16 protein-coding genes are annotated in these 16,552 nt (G+C 51.6%); 5 read left to right on the forward strand and 11 right to left on the reverse strand.

Features of this window, described 5'->3' with window-relative positions:
- Positions 1–304 precede the first annotated feature (304 nt).
- From ACN0TT_RS04110 to ACN0TT_RS04140, 7 genes are all read right to left on the reverse strand, one after another.
- The gene (locus tag ACN0TT_RS04110; protein ID WP_417760874.1) at positions 305–1,033 is read right to left on the reverse strand and encodes a nucleoside phosphorylase; all 729 of its coding nucleotides are present in this window, start codon (positions 1,031–1,033) and stop codon (positions 305–307) included.
- Between the two features lie 2 nt (positions 1,034–1,035).
- On the reverse strand, positions 1,036–1,767 hold the full coding sequence (pnuC, locus tag ACN0TT_RS04115; RefSeq protein ID WP_417760875.1) for a nicotinamide riboside transporter PnuC: 732 nt from the start codon (positions 1,765–1,767) through the stop codon (positions 1,036–1,038).
- Between the two features lie 79 nt (positions 1,768–1,846).
- Positions 1,847–4,963: an efflux RND transporter permease subunit gene (locus ACN0TT_RS04120; RefSeq protein ID WP_417760876.1), complete on the reverse strand. Its 3,117-nt coding sequence runs from the start codon at positions 4,961–4,963 to the stop codon at positions 1,847–1,849.
- A gap of 9 nt (positions 4,964–4,972) precedes the next feature.
- Positions 4,973–6,085: an efflux RND transporter periplasmic adaptor subunit gene (locus tag ACN0TT_RS04125; RefSeq protein WP_417760877.1), complete on the reverse strand. Its 1,113-nt coding sequence runs from the start codon at positions 6,083–6,085 to the stop codon at positions 4,973–4,975.
- A gap of 230 nt (positions 6,086–6,315) precedes the next feature.
- Positions 6,316–6,714 (reverse strand): hypothetical protein, encoded by a 399-nt coding sequence (locus ACN0TT_RS04130; RefSeq protein WP_417760878.1) that lies wholly within the window; start codon positions 6,712–6,714, stop codon positions 6,316–6,318.
- Between the two features lie 5 nt (positions 6,715–6,719).
- A complete protein-coding gene (locus tag ACN0TT_RS04135; RefSeq protein WP_417760879.1) occupies positions 6,720–6,905 on the reverse strand; it encodes a DUF3012 domain-containing protein in 186 nt (61 codons plus the stop codon).
- A gap of 29 nt (positions 6,906–6,934) precedes the next feature.
- On the reverse strand, positions 6,935–7,303 hold the full coding sequence (locus ACN0TT_RS04140; protein ID WP_417760880.1) for an STAS/SEC14 domain-containing protein: 369 nt from the start codon (positions 7,301–7,303) through the stop codon (positions 6,935–6,937).
- Between the two features lie 125 nt (positions 7,304–7,428).
- On the opposite strand from ACN0TT_RS04140, the gene arfB reads away from it, so the two are divergent.
- Together arfB and aroQ are read left to right on the forward strand one after the other, a co-directional pair.
- Positions 7,429–7,845, forward strand: coding sequence for an alternative ribosome rescue aminoacyl-tRNA hydrolase ArfB (gene arfB, locus ACN0TT_RS04145; RefSeq protein WP_417760881.1), 417 nt, complete (start codon positions 7,429–7,431; stop codon positions 7,843–7,845).
- A 68-nt stretch (positions 7,846–7,913) separates the two neighbouring features.
- Positions 7,914–8,363, forward strand: coding sequence for a type II 3-dehydroquinate dehydratase (aroQ, locus tag ACN0TT_RS04150; protein ID WP_417760882.1), 450 nt, complete (start codon positions 7,914–7,916; stop codon positions 8,361–8,363).
- A gap of 31 nt (positions 8,364–8,394) precedes the next feature.
- On the opposite strand, the gene ACN0TT_RS04155 is transcribed toward aroQ, so the two are convergent.
- Positions 8,395–8,928, reverse strand: a complete 534-nt coding sequence (locus ACN0TT_RS04155) for a hypothetical protein (protein WP_417760883.1) — start codon at positions 8,926–8,928, stop codon at positions 8,395–8,397.
- 192 nt (positions 8,929–9,120) lie between these two features.
- Between ACN0TT_RS04155 and ubiD the strand changes: the two genes are divergently transcribed.
- Together ubiD and fre are read left to right on the forward strand one after the other, a co-directional pair.
- Positions 9,121–10,602 carry a 4-hydroxy-3-polyprenylbenzoate decarboxylase gene (gene ubiD, locus ACN0TT_RS04160; protein WP_417760884.1) on the forward strand — a complete coding sequence of 494 codons (1,482 nt, stop codon included), beginning with the start codon at positions 9,121–9,123 and terminating at the stop codon, positions 10,600–10,602.
- Between the two features lie 52 nt (positions 10,603–10,654).
- Positions 10,655–11,353 (forward strand): NAD(P)H-flavin reductase, encoded by a 699-nt coding sequence (gene fre, locus ACN0TT_RS04165; protein WP_417760885.1) that lies wholly within the window; start codon positions 10,655–10,657, stop codon positions 11,351–11,353.
- Positions 11,354–11,406: 53 nt separating this feature from the next.
- On the opposite strand, the gene pncB is transcribed toward fre, so the two are convergent.
- From pncB to ACN0TT_RS04180, 3 genes are all read right to left on the reverse strand, one after another.
- On the reverse strand, positions 11,407–12,672 hold the full coding sequence (pncB, locus tag ACN0TT_RS04170) for a nicotinate phosphoribosyltransferase (RefSeq protein WP_417760886.1): 1,266 nt from the start codon (positions 12,670–12,672) through the stop codon (positions 11,407–11,409).
- A 10-nt stretch (positions 12,673–12,682) separates the two neighbouring features.
- On the reverse strand, positions 12,683–13,309 hold the full coding sequence (locus ACN0TT_RS04175; RefSeq protein WP_417760887.1) for a nicotinamidase: 627 nt from the start codon (positions 13,307–13,309) through the stop codon (positions 12,683–12,685).
- Positions 13,310–13,438: 129 nt separating this feature from the next.
- Positions 13,439–14,107 carry a tellurite resistance TerB family protein gene (locus tag ACN0TT_RS04180; protein WP_417760888.1) on the reverse strand — a complete coding sequence of 223 codons (669 nt, stop codon included), beginning with the start codon at positions 14,105–14,107 and terminating at the stop codon, positions 13,439–13,441.
- A 224-nt stretch (positions 14,108–14,331) separates the two neighbouring features.
- Between ACN0TT_RS04180 and ACN0TT_RS04185 the strand changes: the two genes are divergently transcribed.
- Positions 14,332–16,491 (forward strand): methyl-accepting chemotaxis protein, encoded by a 2,160-nt coding sequence (locus ACN0TT_RS04185; protein ID WP_417760889.1) that lies wholly within the window; start codon positions 14,332–14,334, stop codon positions 16,489–16,491.
- The last annotated feature ends 61 nt before the right edge of the window (positions 16,492–16,552 follow it).

Raw genomic sequence — 16,552 nt, forward strand, 5'->3', positions numbered from 1 at the left:
CCCTTCACAACCAAAACCTGTAATCACCTAATAATTAATAAAAATATACTAATTTCGCATTAGACAATATTACCTATAACAGTAATTTACTTATTTCGTTAAGCTGAATATATCAATTAGCTTTTAGTCGCATTAAATGACGATAAGCGTTCAATAATCAGCCAGCCAAATGCTGGCCAGCGGCAATTATTCAATTATTTCGAAAATCATGAAATTTATAGTAGCGCAATGAACGAGGCCTATGAATCAGCGCCGAAATGCGGCGATGGCAATACCGATGATATCGCCACAGCAGCGTCAGAATTTACACTGAGGTGAGTGCCGCTAGCGCTGCCCGTGCTGCAAGCAATTCACCGTGTATCATCGCTCGTTCAGCACTGACATAATCATTGATGCCGTCAGCCACATTCTCGCCGTACATCACCACATTATTCAGTACTGATGCCACAGCCACGCGACGTAACCGCCCTACCGTGAATAGTGCCGCGGTTTCCATATCGGCACCGAGAACACCGAGCTGATGCCACTTGCGGCAGATATCCAACTCATCATCGGTATAAAAACTGTCATGCGAGCGCACCACGCCACAGTGATGGTTTTCATGCTGGTGCTGCATGTAGTCACATAAGCCATTCATCAACGCGCGATTAGCAACCGCAGGAAAACTCAGTGGCACATAGCTGTTACTGCCACCCTCATCACGTACGGCGGCTTCGGCAATAATCATATCGCCTAAGCCGATGTGTGATTGATACGCGCCGGCAGAGCCGACACGGATCAGATATTTGGCACCACATTTAACCAGCTCTTCGAGTGCGATGACTGCCGATGGCGCGCCAATACCTGTACTACACACCGTGATGTGCTGGCCATGAAACTCGCCAGTAATACTGGTGAATTCGCGGTTACTCGCCAGCGGTTTAACCTCGCTAAGCAATACTGCAATGCGATTCACTCGCGCTGGGTCACCACACAAAATCACCCGTTCACTTACCTGACTTGGCGTTAATAAAATATGCGGTTGTAGGCTCATGATCACGCTCCTTGAGTGAATGCTGAGCGACTGCCATTGGCTTTGGCGGTCGCCATCCATCCACGAGTTCCGTTAGCGGCAATAAAAGTTAAGATGGCGTATTCAATCGCCATGGCATAGACCCCTTGCGCAGCGTACACGCCAACACTGACGACATTAACCAACACCCACAGCATCCAATTTTCCACATATTTGCGGGTCATCAGCACTTGGGCAATCAGCGATAACACAGTGATCAGCGCATCCCATAAGGGAAACTCGTCCGGCTGTAGTGGCGGCATATCAATGTTAGCCCCAAGCAGATTCAGCAGATCGACACTACAGGTTGCCAAGGTGCCAAATACCGGGTCGATATAATGTGCCAGCAAACCAATCCCCACGATAGCGATGCCGATAATCAGCAGCAACCTGCGGCGCGACAACCAACGCACCTGCAAGGGTTTGCCAGCGGCGCTGGGATGCGTCCAAGCGTACCAACCATAGACATTGGCGCAGAAGAAAAAAAGCTGCAGCAGCAACAAGCCGTACAGCTGAATTTGGAAAAAAATCACCGCAAACAGCGTCACGTTGATTAAGCCAAACGGATAGTTAATGGTCTTTTCTTGGCTCGCTAACCAGATACAGAGCAAGCCAAACACGGTAGCCACCGCTTCAATCCACGACATGGCGTAACCACCACCCAACGGAATATTGACTAAGGTGTTATTAATATCGAACCAGCTCACAATATCCATCTGTTTTCCTTACTGTTTAGTTGCGGCTATTTTTCCATGGAACGCCATCCTTGGCTATTGATTGCTGCGCCTGCCGCCGTTATTTACGGTATAGCAACGAGTACAGCGTCGGTAATACCAATAAGGTCAATAAGGTACTGCTGACCAAGCCACCAAGCACCACTACCGCCAACGGCTGTTGGATCTCACTGCCCACACCATGCGATAGCAAAATGGGGAGCAAACCCAAGGCCGAGGTTAATGCCGTCATCAACACTGGCCGCAAGCGCCCTACCGCGCCCCAATAGACCGCATCGGCGAGAGTCTGTCCTTGCTGACGCCGCTGATTAATGGCATCCACCAACACCACGCCATTTAAGATTGCCACGCCAAACAGCGTGATAAAGCCGATTGCACTGGGCACTGACAGATAGGTATGACTCAACCACAGCGCCAATACGCCGCCAATCAATGCCAGTGGCACATTCGCCATAATCAGCAAGGTTTGCGGCAGTGACCCAAAGGCCAAATACAGCAGTAAGCCAATCAACAACACCGACAGCGGCACCACCAGCAGTAACCGCTGCTGTGCCCGTTGTTGGTTTTCGTATTGGCCGCCGACGACTAAGGTGTAACCTGCGGGGAGTTGCGCTTGCGGCACTAAGGCGTAGATGTCCGCCACCACCGAGCCCATATCGCGACCAGAGACATTGGCCTGCACTACCACGCGGCGCTGCACGTCATCACGGCGAATATTGGGTGGCGCGGCTTCCTCGACGATATCGGCAATATCACCTAACCGCACTAATGCGCCGTTGGCCGCGGTAAAACGCACATCGGCAAGCTGATCGGCACTGGTACGAAACGGCGCTGCCAAGCGTAAATTGATGTCATAACGCGCGTTCCCATCAATGATTTGGCTGACATTATTGCCGCCTACGCCGGTGCTAACTAACGCCATCAATTCATCCACGCTAATACCGTAGCGCGCCAGCAGTTGCCGTTTCGGCCGTACCACCAACTGCGCTTCGCCAGAGACTTGCTCCAACGCCACATCCACCGCACCGGGTACTTGTTTAATCAGCTCTGCTAGCTGTTCGCCTTTACTGGCCAGTACCTTCAGATCGGGGCCAAATAGCTTGACCGCCAACTGCGCCTTCACACCCGAGAGCAACTCATCCACGCGCGTCGCAATCGGCTGGGAGAACGTCAGCAGCAAACCAGGGAATTGATTGAGCCGCTCGGCCATTAAACGTTGCAACGCCAAGCGCGAATCAGCACTGCGCCATTGTGCTAACGGCTTGAGACCGATGTAGATTTCGATATTGCTTACCGGTTCGGGGTCACCGCCTAACTCAGGCGCGCCAATGCGTGACAGTGCATAGTCCACCTCTGGAAACTCCAGCAACATCTGCTCCAACTTAGGCGCCACCATTAAGGCGGTCGCCAAACTAGCATCAGGTGCTAGGGTGACCCTTAAGTTAATGGTGCCCTCCTCCAACTCTGGCACAAACTCTGTGCCTAGCCGCGGTAGCAAACTGACACTGGCAACTAGTGCCAGCAACGCCAGTGATAGCACAACTTTCGGATGCGCCACCGCTCGGCGCAGTAGCCGCTGATAGAGTGGCAATAACAGCTGCATGACAGGGCTACGCCGTGCGCGTACTGGCTGGCGAAACAGATAGGTGGCCATTGCTGGCACCACCAATAATGCCACCAGTAACGCAGCTAACATCGCCAAAATGATGCTGATTGCCATCGGCTGAAACAGCTTGCCTTCGACGCCTTGCAAACTAAACAGCGGAGCAAAGACGATGATGATAATGGCGGTGGCAAATAGAATCGGCCGACTGACTTCATTGGCAGCCAGCAAAATCTGTTGCGATAACCGCCGAGTGACTGACGGATCGTGTTTCGCCGCCAATTTGCTAAAGATGTTCTCCACCATCACCACCGAGCCATCCACCAGCATACCAATGGCGATCGCCAGCCCGCCTAATGACATCAGGTTGGCCGACACACCAAAGTAAGCCATTACCAACAGCGCTAACATGATTGCAAGAGGGATCGATAGCAACACCAATAAGGTGGCGCGTAGATTGACCAAAAACAACGCCAAAATCACCACGATCAGCACAAAGGCAAATAGCAGCGCATCGCGCACGGTATTGACCGCTTGAGTGACTAAATCGGCTTGATCGTAAAACACCTCAAACATCACCCCGTCGGGCAATGCCTGTCGAATCAATGACTCGCGCGCTTTAATATCATCAATCGTGGCCTTAGTGTTGGCGCCCATGCGTTTTAGCACCACACCGGCGACCACTTCCCCCAGGGACTGCGGTTCGCCTTGGCTATCCCGTTGGGTCATGGTGACCGCACCGACGCGGATCTCACCGCCGAAACCCACCTCCGCCACATCGGCCACACTGATCGGTACGCCATCCACTTCAGTGACCGGAATGGCAGCAATTGCCGCCAATCCCGCCTCGCCTGGAGGCAGAAAACCGTAGCCACGCACCACCAGTTGCGCGTCGCCACGCGGCATATACCAACCCCCAGCGTTACGATTATTGTTGGCCAGCGCAGCCTGTAACTGTGCCAAACTCAGGTCGTAGGCTTGCAACTTATTGGGGTCAACGCGCACTTGGTATTGACGCACCTCTCCACCGAATGACAACACTTCCGTTACGCCCGCTACGGGCATCAGCAACAGCTTCACCAGATAGTCATTGAGGCTACGTAGCTGCGCACCATCAATGCCACTATCGGGCGAGGCACGTAGCGTGTATTGATAGATCTGCCCAAGTCCCGAGGTATTGGGGCCCATCTCTGGCACGCCCAAGTTGCTCGGGATCGCCGCTTGCGCTTCACTTAACTGAGCAAACACTTGCTGCCGCGCAAAGTAGATGTCGGTGCCCTCTTCAAACACCACAGTAACCACCGACAGCCCAGTGCGCGACAAGGAACGCACTTCGGTAACCCCCGGCAGCGCATACATGCTCGACTCGACCGGATAGCTGATCAGTTGCTCGACCTCTTCAGCAGCTAAACCTTCTGCCTCAGTGTTGACCGTCACTTGCACGTTGGTGACATCAGGAAAGGCATCTAGCTCTAGCCGTGGCAACATAAACCAACTGAGAGCCACCAATGCCATAAGTAGCAGCAGTAACAGCAAGCGCTGCCGCTGCACTAAAGCGATTAATTGCGTTAGCATCGGCACCTCCTAGTGATTGTGAATATCAAAGCCAGACTTAGCCAACTCGGCCGCCAGAAAGAAGGCGCCGTTCAACACCACGCGCTGCGACGCTTGCACACCATCCACCAGATTTACACCACGCTGCCGCTGTAATACCGCCACTTCCTGCGCCACAAACCCAGCGGGCGTGTCGATAAACACTTGCCAATCACCATCGGCGCTGCGGGTGAGCGCACTGTCGGGTAGCAACACGCCATCTATCCCCGCTTGCGGCAATAGCACCTCGGCAAACTGCCCCGGGTGCCAGCGGGTTTGGCGGTTATCAATGCGTGCGAGCAACCGTTCGGTACGAGTGCTGGCATTAAATTGATGTGTACGACCAATAACAGTGGCATTGGCCATCTGCTCATCAATACGCACCAAGATTTCAGTGGCTTCGGCTAAGCGGGTCGCTTGCGACGGGGTCAACTCCGCTTCAACCCATAAGGAAGATTCATCACTGAGTTGCAGCAACAACTCCCCCGCTTGTTGCAGTTGCCCGAGCTGACTATGATCCTGCTGCACTGTGCCCGCCATCGGCGCTAATAGCTGAAAGCGGCCGATCAGTTCAGGGCGGTCTCGCAGCTGCGCAATCTGTTCGGCCGTCATGGGTAACGCTTCTAATATCGCCCGCGCTTGCTCTACCGCCACTTGCGCTTGCGCCCGTTCGCTATCACTCACAGCCGTGGGCGACATCGCGCTGATGCGCTGCCAATCACTGGCGGCATTAATAAATGTGGCTTGCGCTTGTGCCACTGCCACACCGCCTAAGGTCAACAACGGCTGGCCTTTGCTGACCAATTGCCCAGGTGAGATATGCCGTTGCAGTACGCGTACATCAAGTTGCGGCACTATGGTGTAGCTCAGATCGCGGTCGACATTGAGCACCGCATTAGCGGAGAGTGTTGGATTAAAGCCGCGTTGTGGTAGCCCGACCTGAATATCAGCCAACTGGCGTTGTGCCGCACTAAGTTGCAGCACGGTGGGGACGTGTTCATCGGCGGTATCAGCCAGCGCTGTGGGCGCGAATGCCAACAGATAAGGCAACGCCGAGGTTAGCAGTAATGACACTGCTAGTTTGCATAAATGAAAAACAGACACAGAAAATACTCCTGCGTTCACTTAGCAGAGTTGGCTATGCCAACCGCGTGATGCAATGGATAAGCCTTCACCGCACTACCGACGTCAACACAGGTATGCCTGCAGTTAACGAGCTAGCAGAGAGTCGCTTACGTTGACAACCTGCCACGAAGTATTGGTTGCACCGTGCCGAGCCAAGTGACGCGTCTAAGAAATTGAGACAGTAACTCGCGAGTTACTGGGTAAATTTTTCAGACAGCAGCAGTAATGGGAGGACGGTAAGCGGGTTCACTGGCTAAACCAAAGTAATGGGTTGCGGGCAACGCCACTAACAGTGATGAACTGAGGGAAGCACTGGTCTGAACCACCAAAGGTAGTGGAACGTGACCGCCATGACAGGGGCAGTCTAGACAGAGGTCTATCTCTTGGGTGTCTTGATGCCAACGATGGTGTTGCTCATTGGCATCATGCGGATCGCAGCCGTGCACAGCGCAATCATTCACGGCGAGGATTTGCTGGGTCAATTGTACATGGGCATGTTGCAACGACTCTTCGTAGCGATTACCCGCATGTAGCTGATGCTGCGCCATTGCAGGCAACAACGCCTGCAATGCCAGAATCAGTAATAACCAGTAACTACGCTGCCGCATGTAAGTTACTTTTTATCGTCCGATTTGAACACACAATGCTTGGCGTAATCGGTGGCTTCGTTAGCCGTCCAATCACCTGCATCTTTGGCTTTCATCTGCTTGCACCAAGCCTCACTGCCGACTTCTGGCGCACAAGCACTTAACCAAGTTACCGCCATAACACCTAGCAACAATCCCGTGAGTTTTTGCATGTTCAACGCTCCTAATATCGTGCACTAAGTTACGCAGTATGCGAACGTTTGCAGATCCAACTGACCGCATCTTGTTTGTGTTCTAGCGGAAACCACGCGATTTCGCCACTCACAAATGGGCCAAGTAAACGTACCGCATTGCCGACCCAATCGGGGCCGCCAACAAACACTAACGCATCAAACGCAGGCAGCTGTACTTCACCAACACCAGACAGAGACTGCATGTCCCAACCTTCGAGTAACACATCGGCTTCAATATAGAGACACACTTGTCCCCAATCCTGACGGTAACTTTTGATCGCTGGCTGAAGTTTGGTGCGATAATCCAGCGCTGAAATACGACCGCTGGCAAATAAACTGATAATCCCTTTGGAGATATCTGGGATCTGACACAACATATAGATTGGCTCCAAAACCCGGAAACGCGACCGGCCCGATAATAACAGTGTTAGACTGGAGTTGCTAACAACATCGTTCGATTGCCGATGTTAAACAGGAACACTTCGACTGGCGGTAGTTTGCCATGATTAAAATTTCAAACCGTGTGCAAGTTTCAGAAAATGAAATCGAATGGCAGTTTATCCGTGCCAGCGGCGCAGGCGGCCAACACATCAATAAAGTCTCCACCGCAGTACAGCTGATTTTCGATATTCGCAGCTCCAGCTTACCGGAAATTTATCAACAAAAATTACTTACACTACGCGACCACCGTATCACGCCCAGTGGTAAGGTGATCATCAAGTGCCAACAAACCCGCAGCCAAGACAGCAACCGCCAGCAAGCGCTGGAACAGTTTATCCAACTGCTGCAATCGGTGACGATTGTCGCCAAAAAACGCATTGCCACCAAAGTCACTTACGGCAGCAAACAGCGCCGTTTGGACAGCAAGAAAAAACGCGGCACCACCAAGGCACTACGGCAACAAAAATTTAATGGTTAGTCATCGACAAGCGGATGAGGAAGTGCTGAAATCAATAGCACCTGCCACAGCAATTTAAGGCAAACGAGATGATACGTAATAAAGGAAAAATTCTGCTACTCAACGGCCCTAACCTGAATCTACTAGGTCGCCGTGAGCCAGAAATCTACGGTAGCCAGTCTTTGGATGACATTGTTGGCGTGTTGCGGGCGCAAGCATCAGGTGGGGGTTTTCAGTTGGAACATCTGCAGTCCAATGCGGAGTACGAATTGATTGAAGCGATTCACGCCAGCGACGCGGTATTTGCCATCATCAACCCCGGCGGCCTTACGCACACGAGTGTGGCGCTCCGCGATGCATTTTTAGGGGTAGATTTGCCGTTTATTGAGGTACATCTGTCCAACATCCACGCGCGCGAACCGTTCCGCCATCACTCTTATCTGTCCGACAAAGCACAAGGCACGGTTGTCGGTTTAGGCGCCCAAGGCTATGAATTTGCCCTTACCGCCGCCATGCGTTACGTCAAAAAACTGAGCTAACCTGCACACTACCGCCACTGTTGAGCCAGCGTTACTGGCTCACAGGCTGGTAGAGATCGCTTTGCCAATCATAATGATAACGTTGACCTAACCACTCATATTCAGTGCCGTTAGCAGTCTGAATCACCCGCGCATTGGCTGGCAAACTGCGCACCGCTTCCACATACTGGCGGCGAGCAGCGCTATCATCCGCATTGACGCGGCTCATCACTTCGTTAGCAACCGCCGTTTGATACTGTCCGACATCATCACCGTAATCATTATTGCTGACCACAATCGCCTGATTGGTTGGCGTCATCGACACTGACGGCGCTTCATCATATTGATAAGGCACCGACACACTCTCACTTTGCATTTGTTGCGCATAAAGCACCTGCGGCAATATCGCTAAGGCGCTCATGCCCACAAACCAACCAAAATCATTGCCCCAACGATGGTGATGGCTGTGATGGGGACGATAATGCTCATAATAATGTCCGCCGTGCCGATGACCAGCCACGGCCGGTGTACTGCACGCTATAGTTAGCGCAGCGCATAACAACCACGTCATGGTTTTTGCTTTCATGATCTGCTCCTGCAACGCTTGCAATCAAAGATAGAGAAGACTGCGTTATCGCCACATTTTACCGCGCTTAAAAATTAAGCGCACGGATAATTCCTAGCCCTCGCACCAATTTGACGGCAAATGGTTAACCGCTTGACAGAAAAATGCTATAGTGCGCCACATCACATTTTTGCATATCAGATCGGTATCCACATGAGTTTTAAGGACTTACGCAGCTTTCTAGCGCATCTAGAAAGTCAGGGTGAATTAAAACGGATCAGCCATCCGGTCGATCCTCATTTAGAGATGACCGAAATTGGCGATCGCGTCCTACGTGCTGGTGGCCCCGCGTTGCTGTTTGAAAACCCCATTGGCAAATCTATGCCAGTGCTGCTTAACCTGTTTGGCACCACCAAACGGGTGGCTATGGCACTTGGTAAAGATGACCCAATGGCGCTGCGTGAAGTGGGCGAACTGCTATCGTTTTTAAAGGAACCCGAACCGCCACGGGGCTTTAAGGACGCGCTGGAAAAATTACCGCTGTTCAAACAAGCGCTGAATATGCCGCCCAAATCAGTACGTAAACCGCCCTGCCAAGAGATGGTGATTAGCGGTGATGATGTCGATCTGACGCAACTGCCCATTCAGCACTGTTGGCCGGGTGACGCGGCGCCCTTAGTCACTTGGGGCTTAACGATTACTAAAGGCCCGCGGCAGAAACGACAAAATATCGGTATCTACCGCCAACAGCTGTTAGGTAAAAACAAGCTGATCATGCGTTGGTTATCTCATCGCGGTGGTGCGCTCGATTTTCAAGATTTTAAAGAGAAATTCCCTGGCGAAAAATATCCCGTCGTGGTGGCTTTGGGCAGCGATCCTGTGACCATTCTTGGTGCGGTCACCCCTGTTCCAGATGGCATGAGTGAATATGCATTTGCGGGCTTACTGCGTGGTGAACGTACCGAAGTGGCAAAATCGCTGACGTGTGATTTAGAGGTTCCGGCCACCAGTGAGATCATTTTAGAAGGCTATATTGATCCAGATGAGCTGGCAGAGGAAGGGCCTTACGGCGACCACACCGGCTATTACAACGAGACCGATAAGTTTCCCGTCTTTACCGTGACCCACATTACCCACCGTAAAGATGCGATTTACCACAGTACCTACACTGGCCGTCCACCAGATGAACCAGCGATGCTGGGTCTGGCGCTGAACGAAGTGTTTGTGCCAATCCTGCGTAAACAGTATCCAGAGATTGTCGATTTCTATCTACCGCCAGAGGGATGTTCCTACCGTATGGCGGTGATTTCGATTCGCAAACAGTATGCTGGCCATGCCAAGCGGGTGATGATGGGCGCTTGGTCGTTCCTGCGCCAGTTCATGTACACCAAGTTTATTGTGGTGGTGGACGATGATGTGAACTGCCGTGATTGGCACGATGTGATCTGGGCTATTACCACCCGTATGGACCCGATCCGTGATACGGTGCTGATGGATAATACGCCGATCGATTATCTGGATTTTGCTTCGCCAGTGGCGGGCCTTGGCTCCAAAATGGGGCTGGATGCCACCAACAAGTGGCCGGGCGAAACCCAACGCGAATGGGGCACGCCAATTAAAATGGATGATGCCGTCAAACAAAAAGTGGATGCCATTTGGGACCAGTTAGGCCTGGATGACGCCCCCACCCTATAACAGTGCAAACAGTAAGCCAGCGCACGTAAAATTGAGTTGATGAGGAAAACGCATGAACAGCATTCGCTGCAAAGTAGAGTATCTCGCGCCATTTAATGATGCCGTATATCAGGTAACGTTGCGCCCAGAGCAGCCGTTTGAGTTTGCAGCAGGCCAGTACCTCAGCATTGTTATGGGTGAGCAGGATAAGCGCCCATTCTCTATCGCTTCTGCGCCTAACAGTGAATTACTGGAGCTGCACATTGGCGCTGCGGTTACCGAAAGCTATCCGATGCAAGTCGTTGATCGTTTGCGTGAGCAAGGTGAAATCACCATTGAAGCGCCAGCGGGAGACGCCTATCTGCGCGATCAAAGCCAACGCCCACGTATTTTGATTGCGGGTGGCACAGGTTTCTCTTATATCAAAAGTATTGTGGAGCAGCAGATTGCCTTGGGCCAGCACGTAGAAACCCTCCTGTATTGGGGCTGCCGTACTCCCGCAGCGATGTACTATGAGTCCATCGCGCGCGAGTGGCACGACGCCCATCCATGGTTGCACTTTGTGCCCGTGGTTGAGGAAGCCCCAGTCGACTGGCAAGGCCGCACCAACCGTTTGCTCGATCAGATCGATGAAGATTTTGTCAGCCTCAGCGGCTACGATATCTATATTGCGGGACGCTTCCCCATGGTAGGCGCGGCACGTGAACTGTTCCGCCAAAAAGGCGTAGACGAGCAGCACCTTTACGGTGATGCATTCGCTTTTATTAAGTAACGCATCGCCACAATAAAAAATCCGCCAGTTGGCGGATTTTTTATGTTTGAGCACTACGCGATGTAGGTTGGGTCACGATCGTCAATCAGCTTGTCGCGTTTAAAAAACTGCTGCAGCACTTTTTGCTGCGCACCATCTTCCACCTGAAACACCTGCATTAAATAGCGCAGGAAGTTTTCATCATCACACATGGTTTTACCTGGTGTATCGGAGATTTTCGCGACAGGCATACCGTTCAATTGGGTCAGCTTCATCACAATATTGATCGGCTTATTTTCAAACATGTCGCCCATCAACCAAGTGCCGATGCCAAACGACGTATTGATACGGCCACGAAAGTGCTTATAGATGTGCACCGCCCGTTCAAAGTCCAACGCATCAGAGAACACTAAACGCTTGTAGGTTGGGTCAACATCCAGCGCTTCGAGGCGTTTGATAATCTTCTCGCCCCACACAATTGGGTCACCACTGTCATGACGGAAACCGTCATACAGTTTGGCTAAGTAGCGGTCGAGATCACGGCAGAAAGCATCCACACCAATCACATCGGTCAGTGCTACGCCCAAGTCGCCACGATACTCTTTCACCCAGTTTTCCAGCGCCATCTTTTGGCTATCGACCAAGCGATAGTTCAACGCTTGATGGCTCTGCAGCCATTCGTGCGCCATGGTGCCTTGGCAGCGCAGATTCAGTTCCATCGCTAAATGGGGATTCGAGGTGCCAGCAAAATGGTTCGGTAACGATTCTTGCAGCTGGGTCAGCACCTGTTTTTGCGCTTCAAAGCTAAAACGGCGCCGAGTACCAAAATCGGTAAACAGGAATTCACTCAGATCTACATCATCACCCAAGCGCTCTAAAATTTGGATCTTCTGTTTGGTTGCCTGATAGATTTTATCGCAATCAATCTGCGGATAACGATGGCGGTTACGCAACTCAGAGACAGTTGCCAGCACCGGAATTTCCATCGGCGAAACATGCAGCATCGGCCCGTCGGCTTCAATCACCAGTTGACCATCTTCAGCACTTACATTAAGAAACTTGGGGTTAAAACGGAATAAGCGCAGAAATTCTAAATAGTCACTCTTGAGAAACGGATAGCGACGCATCTGTTCCAGCTGTTCTGGCGTTGCAGTCAACTCCGCCATACGTTCAAACTGCTCTTGTAGCGGCTTAACGTACATGCTGAGGTCTTCATTACTGCGACAGCGGAAAGTCCAACGTGACTGAGTACTGGGTTGTTGGTGCAGGTAAGCCTGCTGCATAGTGAGTTTATAAAAGTCAGTATCCAGCAAACTACGAACGGCAAGCGGTGTAAACATGGTAGTTACCTCAACCTAGCATGGCAGAGATTAACGCCGCATCCTGCATTAAAATAATGCCAGCGGCTTGCATCTCATTGCAGGCTTGTTCGGCACCTTGCGGCGAAATCGCACGACAGGCGGCCAAGTTTAGATAGACCCGAAATCCCGCTTCAGCCAGCTGTAACGCGGTGGTTTTTACGCAAAAATCTAACGCTAAGCCCCCAACAAGCACTGTGTCCACATTGCGACACTGTAACCATTCAATCACGCCAGTAGAAATACGATTATTCAGATCGTGATAACAGGCACCGTAGGGATGCATGGCGGATTCAACGCCCTTATACACCAGAAAGTCATATTCCGCCGGATCGGGCAAGCCTGGGATCAACTCAAAGCCATCAGTGCCGGGTTCTGCATGCCGTACCCATGTCAGGTCAGCATCCGCGTAGGGCAGAGGTTGTAGCATCTTGTCAGGCGCATCCACGACCCATTTTGCATGGGCGCTGTGCGCATCTTTTGACACAACGCGATAATGGGCGAGTGCCGCTTGGGCATTGAGTTCTGCGGCGATATCGGCACCGCCAGCAACAGGGAGTTCATTGGGACAAAGTGGAGTAAAGGTGCGCTGAGCATCAACGTCAAATGCAGCGATCATAAGCTCATTCCTTCGGAACCATTAACATTTTTCCTGAAGGCACTATACCAAAGCTAACGATGACCGCTAAGTAAAAAGTGTCTTAAAGCCAATTTTAAGCTGGCAGACACTGCCAGCTTAAATTGACAGCTAATGCCGCGCTTGCAGCGTTAACTGCTGTACCAGATCTGGGGCTAACGCTAGCTGCCGAGCCAACTCATCGAGATAAGCGCGTTCCATAAAATTGTTACCATCAGTCATCAACAGCGACGCAAGGTAGACCTCCGCCGCTTGCTCTGGCGTACGAGCCAACTTGGCAATCTCGCCAACATCCAATGGCTTAGATAGCTCTTGCAGAAACAGCAACTGTACCTCGCCGTTGGCTTGCAACGAGGCTAAGGTTTGTCTGATTTTCTCCGACTCCTGCTCATCCACATGCCCGTCGGCTTTGGCGGCAGCAATCATCGCTTTGGCGATCAACACTTCATGTGCAATCTGTGCTTCAGCGGTGGCCGTGTCGCTCGGTAATGCGGCAGATTCAGCGCTACTGTTGCCACGCTTGGCTTGCCAATCGCGATACACTTTATAAGCCACACCACCTAACGCGGCAGCGCCACCAATTTTCAGCGCGGTGCCCGCAAATTTCTTACTCTTGCGCGAGCCTAGCAATAACCCCATTAACGTACCGCCAGCGGCGCCAATGCCTAGCGTGGCGAGTTGTTGTCGATTAACGCCAGCAACAATCTCGCGTGTTTGTTGACTGCCAACTTGTACGATATTTGAATTAAGCGCTTGGTTGAGTAACCCACGTAAATCCATGCTGCATACCTCTGGTTGATGGTAACAGCCACATCTCAGCAATAAATACTGAAACAAGAATGAAATAGAGATGATGTCAGCTTACCGCACAATTATTCAACGGTTAGCGCCTTAACCGACATTATCATCTGCGAAAAAGTGGCAATCGAAACAATATCGTCCAAACTATCTTAGTGCCCCCTAAACCTCCGTTAATTTCGATAGTCCAAGTAGGATGTTTGTTAATGAAAATTGCTTCCATTCAAGGGAAAATTGCTTCTGTGGCAGGGATATGCCTGCTCATCTCAGCCATCGCTCTAATCAGCTATGCGCTATACAGTGCCAATGCAAACGAACAGCTGGTGGCTGATCGGGTAGGCACTTTGGTGGAAAAGCAGGCCAGTGATAGCCTTCTGACGCTAGCTCAAGAACGTGCGGGAACTATCGCAGTAGAGTTTGAACATGCGCTCGATATCACGCAAACACTTGCCAGTAATTTTGACCTCGTGCACTCCAAGACTCATCCGATTGATATTAATCGTGCTGAGGTTAACAACATTCTTTATAACGTATTAACCCAATATAAAGATCTGAACGGTACCTACACCTGTTGGGAACCCAACGCCTTAGATGGCAGAGACAGCGATTTCACTGGTGGCAACGAGGGGAGCCATCCTGAAACGGGTCGATTTACCCCCTATTGGACCCGCAATGCGCAAGGCAACATTGCCGTACAAGCCTTGGTGGAGTATGACTCTGATGCGCGCCATCCTAACGGTGTACTCAAAGGCGGTTGGTATATTGGCCCCAAAACCACCATGCAACCTAGCGTGCTAGATCCCATTCCCTATGTAGTGCAAGGCAAACAGGTGTGGTTAGCGACAATCTCCACGCCGATTATTGAAAATGGTAAATTTTATGGTGTCGTAGGGGTCGACTATGATCTGAATTTTGTGCAGAAGTTGACCAATCAACTCCAGCAGGAACTGTATAACGGCGCCTCAGAAGTAACTATTGTCAGTTACCAAGGTATGGTGGTGGCAAGTAGCACCCATCCAGATAAAATCGGCCAACCGCTGGCCCAATTATTAGGTGATGCCGAAGCTAAACAAGCCATTGAACGTGTGCAGCAAGGTAAGCCAATACTCGATACCGATCCTAGCGGTGACAACATGCGCGTGCTTGCGCCGATTGTAATGGGTGATCTTGGCCGCTCATGGGCCATCTTAATCAAAGTGCCTAAAACGCAAGTGCTCGCTGAAGCGATGGCATTAGGTAACGAACTCGCCGATAACGGCCACAGCACTATGGTGTGGCAGTTTGTGGTGGGAATAGTGGTTACCTTAGCGGCATTAGCGGCGCTGTGGATATCTGCCGGTAGCATCGCCCGCCCCATCCGTGAAGCGGCAAATGTTGCCCGTACCATTCGTTTGGGCGACTTTTCCCAGCGAATGAAACACAGCTCCAGTGACGAAGTGGGTCAACTGGCAGATGCGCTCAATGAGATGGGCACCAGCCTGAATGAACGAGCCACCTTAGCCAAACGGATCAGTGAAGGCGATTTGACGGTTAACGTCGAGCTCGCCTCCAACAACGACCAACTCGGCAAAGCATTGCAAGAGATGGTGCATCACCTGAGCCAGCTAGTGAGTCAAATTCAAGCGACATCTGACGGTATCGCAGCAAACTCTACCCAAGTATTTGACCTCAGTGATGTGTTGTCTGATGGTGCGATGCAGTCCGCTTCATCTATTACTCAAATGGGCGCCGCAATGGTGGAAATCTCCAGTCAAACCTCTGCTAACGCTCAAAACGCAGACAAGGCAAATCGCTTCTCCAACGAATCCAGAGCCGCAGCCGACAAAGGCGCTAGTCATATGGAGGAGATGGTGGCAGCGATGCGGGCGATACATGACTCCGGAGAACGCATTCATCAAATCATTAACTCGATTGATGAAATTACCGCCCAAACCAACTTGCTGGCATTGAACGCGGCGATTGAAGCGGCACGCGCTGGTGATGCTGGCCGCGGCTTTGCGGTGGTGGCAGATGAAGTCCGTCAACTAGCACAGCGTAGTGCTGATGCGGCAAGCGACGCAGCCAAGTTAATTGATGAAAGCTCCAGCAATACTCAAGCAGGGATTAATATCTCGCAACGCACCGCTGAGGCACTGACACAGATCCGCGCCTCCACCGAGGAAGTCTCTGCGCTGGTCGCCAATATTGCGATTGCATCCGAGGAACAAGTGCAAGGGATTACTGAAACCACTGAAGGTCTCAATCAAGTGGATGGTGTCACCCAACGCAACAGCGAAAACGCCAATGCCTGTAAGGCGTCAGCGTCGGAGTTGCAACGACAAGCACAACAGCTCAATACCTTAGTGGCACGTTTCAAGGTGAAATAAGCCACGGCAGAGCTCGCAATCAACCTAGCCACACTTAATCGGAGTGGCTTTTTATTACCCT

This window comes from Shewanella sp. (assembly GCF_048265805.1).
Lineage (GTDB): Bacteria > Pseudomonadota > Gammaproteobacteria > Enterobacterales > Shewanellaceae > Shewanella.

Bases quoted from the DNA above. Each gene is read 5' to 3' on its own strand.
- ACN0TT_RS04110 (WP_417760874.1), bottom strand. From the start codon at position 1,033: ATGAGCCTACAACCGCATATTTTATTAACGCCAAGTCAGGTAAGTGAA.
- pnuC (WP_417760875.1), bottom strand. From the start codon at position 1,767: ATGGATATTGTGAGCTGGTTCGATATTAATAACACCTTAGTCAATATT.
- ACN0TT_RS04120 (WP_417760876.1), bottom strand. From the start codon at position 4,963: ATGCTAACGCAATTAATCGCTTTAGTGCAGCGGCAGCGCTTGCTGTTA.
- ACN0TT_RS04130 (WP_417760878.1), bottom strand. From the start codon at position 6,714: ATGCGGCAGCGTAGTTACTGGTTATTACTGATTCTGGCATTGCAGGCG.
- ACN0TT_RS04135 (WP_417760879.1), bottom strand. From the start codon at position 6,905: ATGCAAAAACTCACGGGATTGTTGCTAGGTGTTATGGCGGTAACTTGG.
- ACN0TT_RS04140 (WP_417760880.1), bottom strand. From the start codon at position 7,303: ATGTTGTGTCAGATCCCAGATATCTCCAAAGGGATTATCAGTTTATTT.
- arfB (WP_417760881.1), top strand. From the start codon at position 7,429: ATGATTAAAATTTCAAACCGTGTGCAAGTTTCAGAAAATGAAATCGAA.
- aroQ (WP_417760882.1), top strand. From the start codon at position 7,914: ATGATACGTAATAAAGGAAAAATTCTGCTACTCAACGGCCCTAACCTG.
- ACN0TT_RS04155 (WP_417760883.1), bottom strand. From the start codon at position 8,928: ATGAAAGCAAAAACCATGACGTGGTTGTTATGCGCTGCGCTAACTATA.
- ubiD (WP_417760884.1), top strand. From the start codon at position 9,121: ATGAGTTTTAAGGACTTACGCAGCTTTCTAGCGCATCTAGAAAGTCAG.
- fre (WP_417760885.1), top strand. From the start codon at position 10,655: ATGAACAGCATTCGCTGCAAAGTAGAGTATCTCGCGCCATTTAATGAT.
- pncB (WP_417760886.1), bottom strand. From the start codon at position 12,672: ATGTTTACACCGCTTGCCGTTCGTAGTTTGCTGGATACTGACTTTTAT.
- ACN0TT_RS04175 (WP_417760887.1), bottom strand. From the start codon at position 13,309: ATGATCGCTGCATTTGACGTTGATGCTCAGCGCACCTTTACTCCACTT.
- ACN0TT_RS04180 (WP_417760888.1), bottom strand. From the start codon at position 14,107: ATGGATTTACGTGGGTTACTCAACCAAGCGCTTAATTCAAATATCGTA.
- ACN0TT_RS04185 (WP_417760889.1), top strand. From the start codon at position 14,332: ATGAAAATTGCTTCCATTCAAGGGAAAATTGCTTCTGTGGCAGGGATA.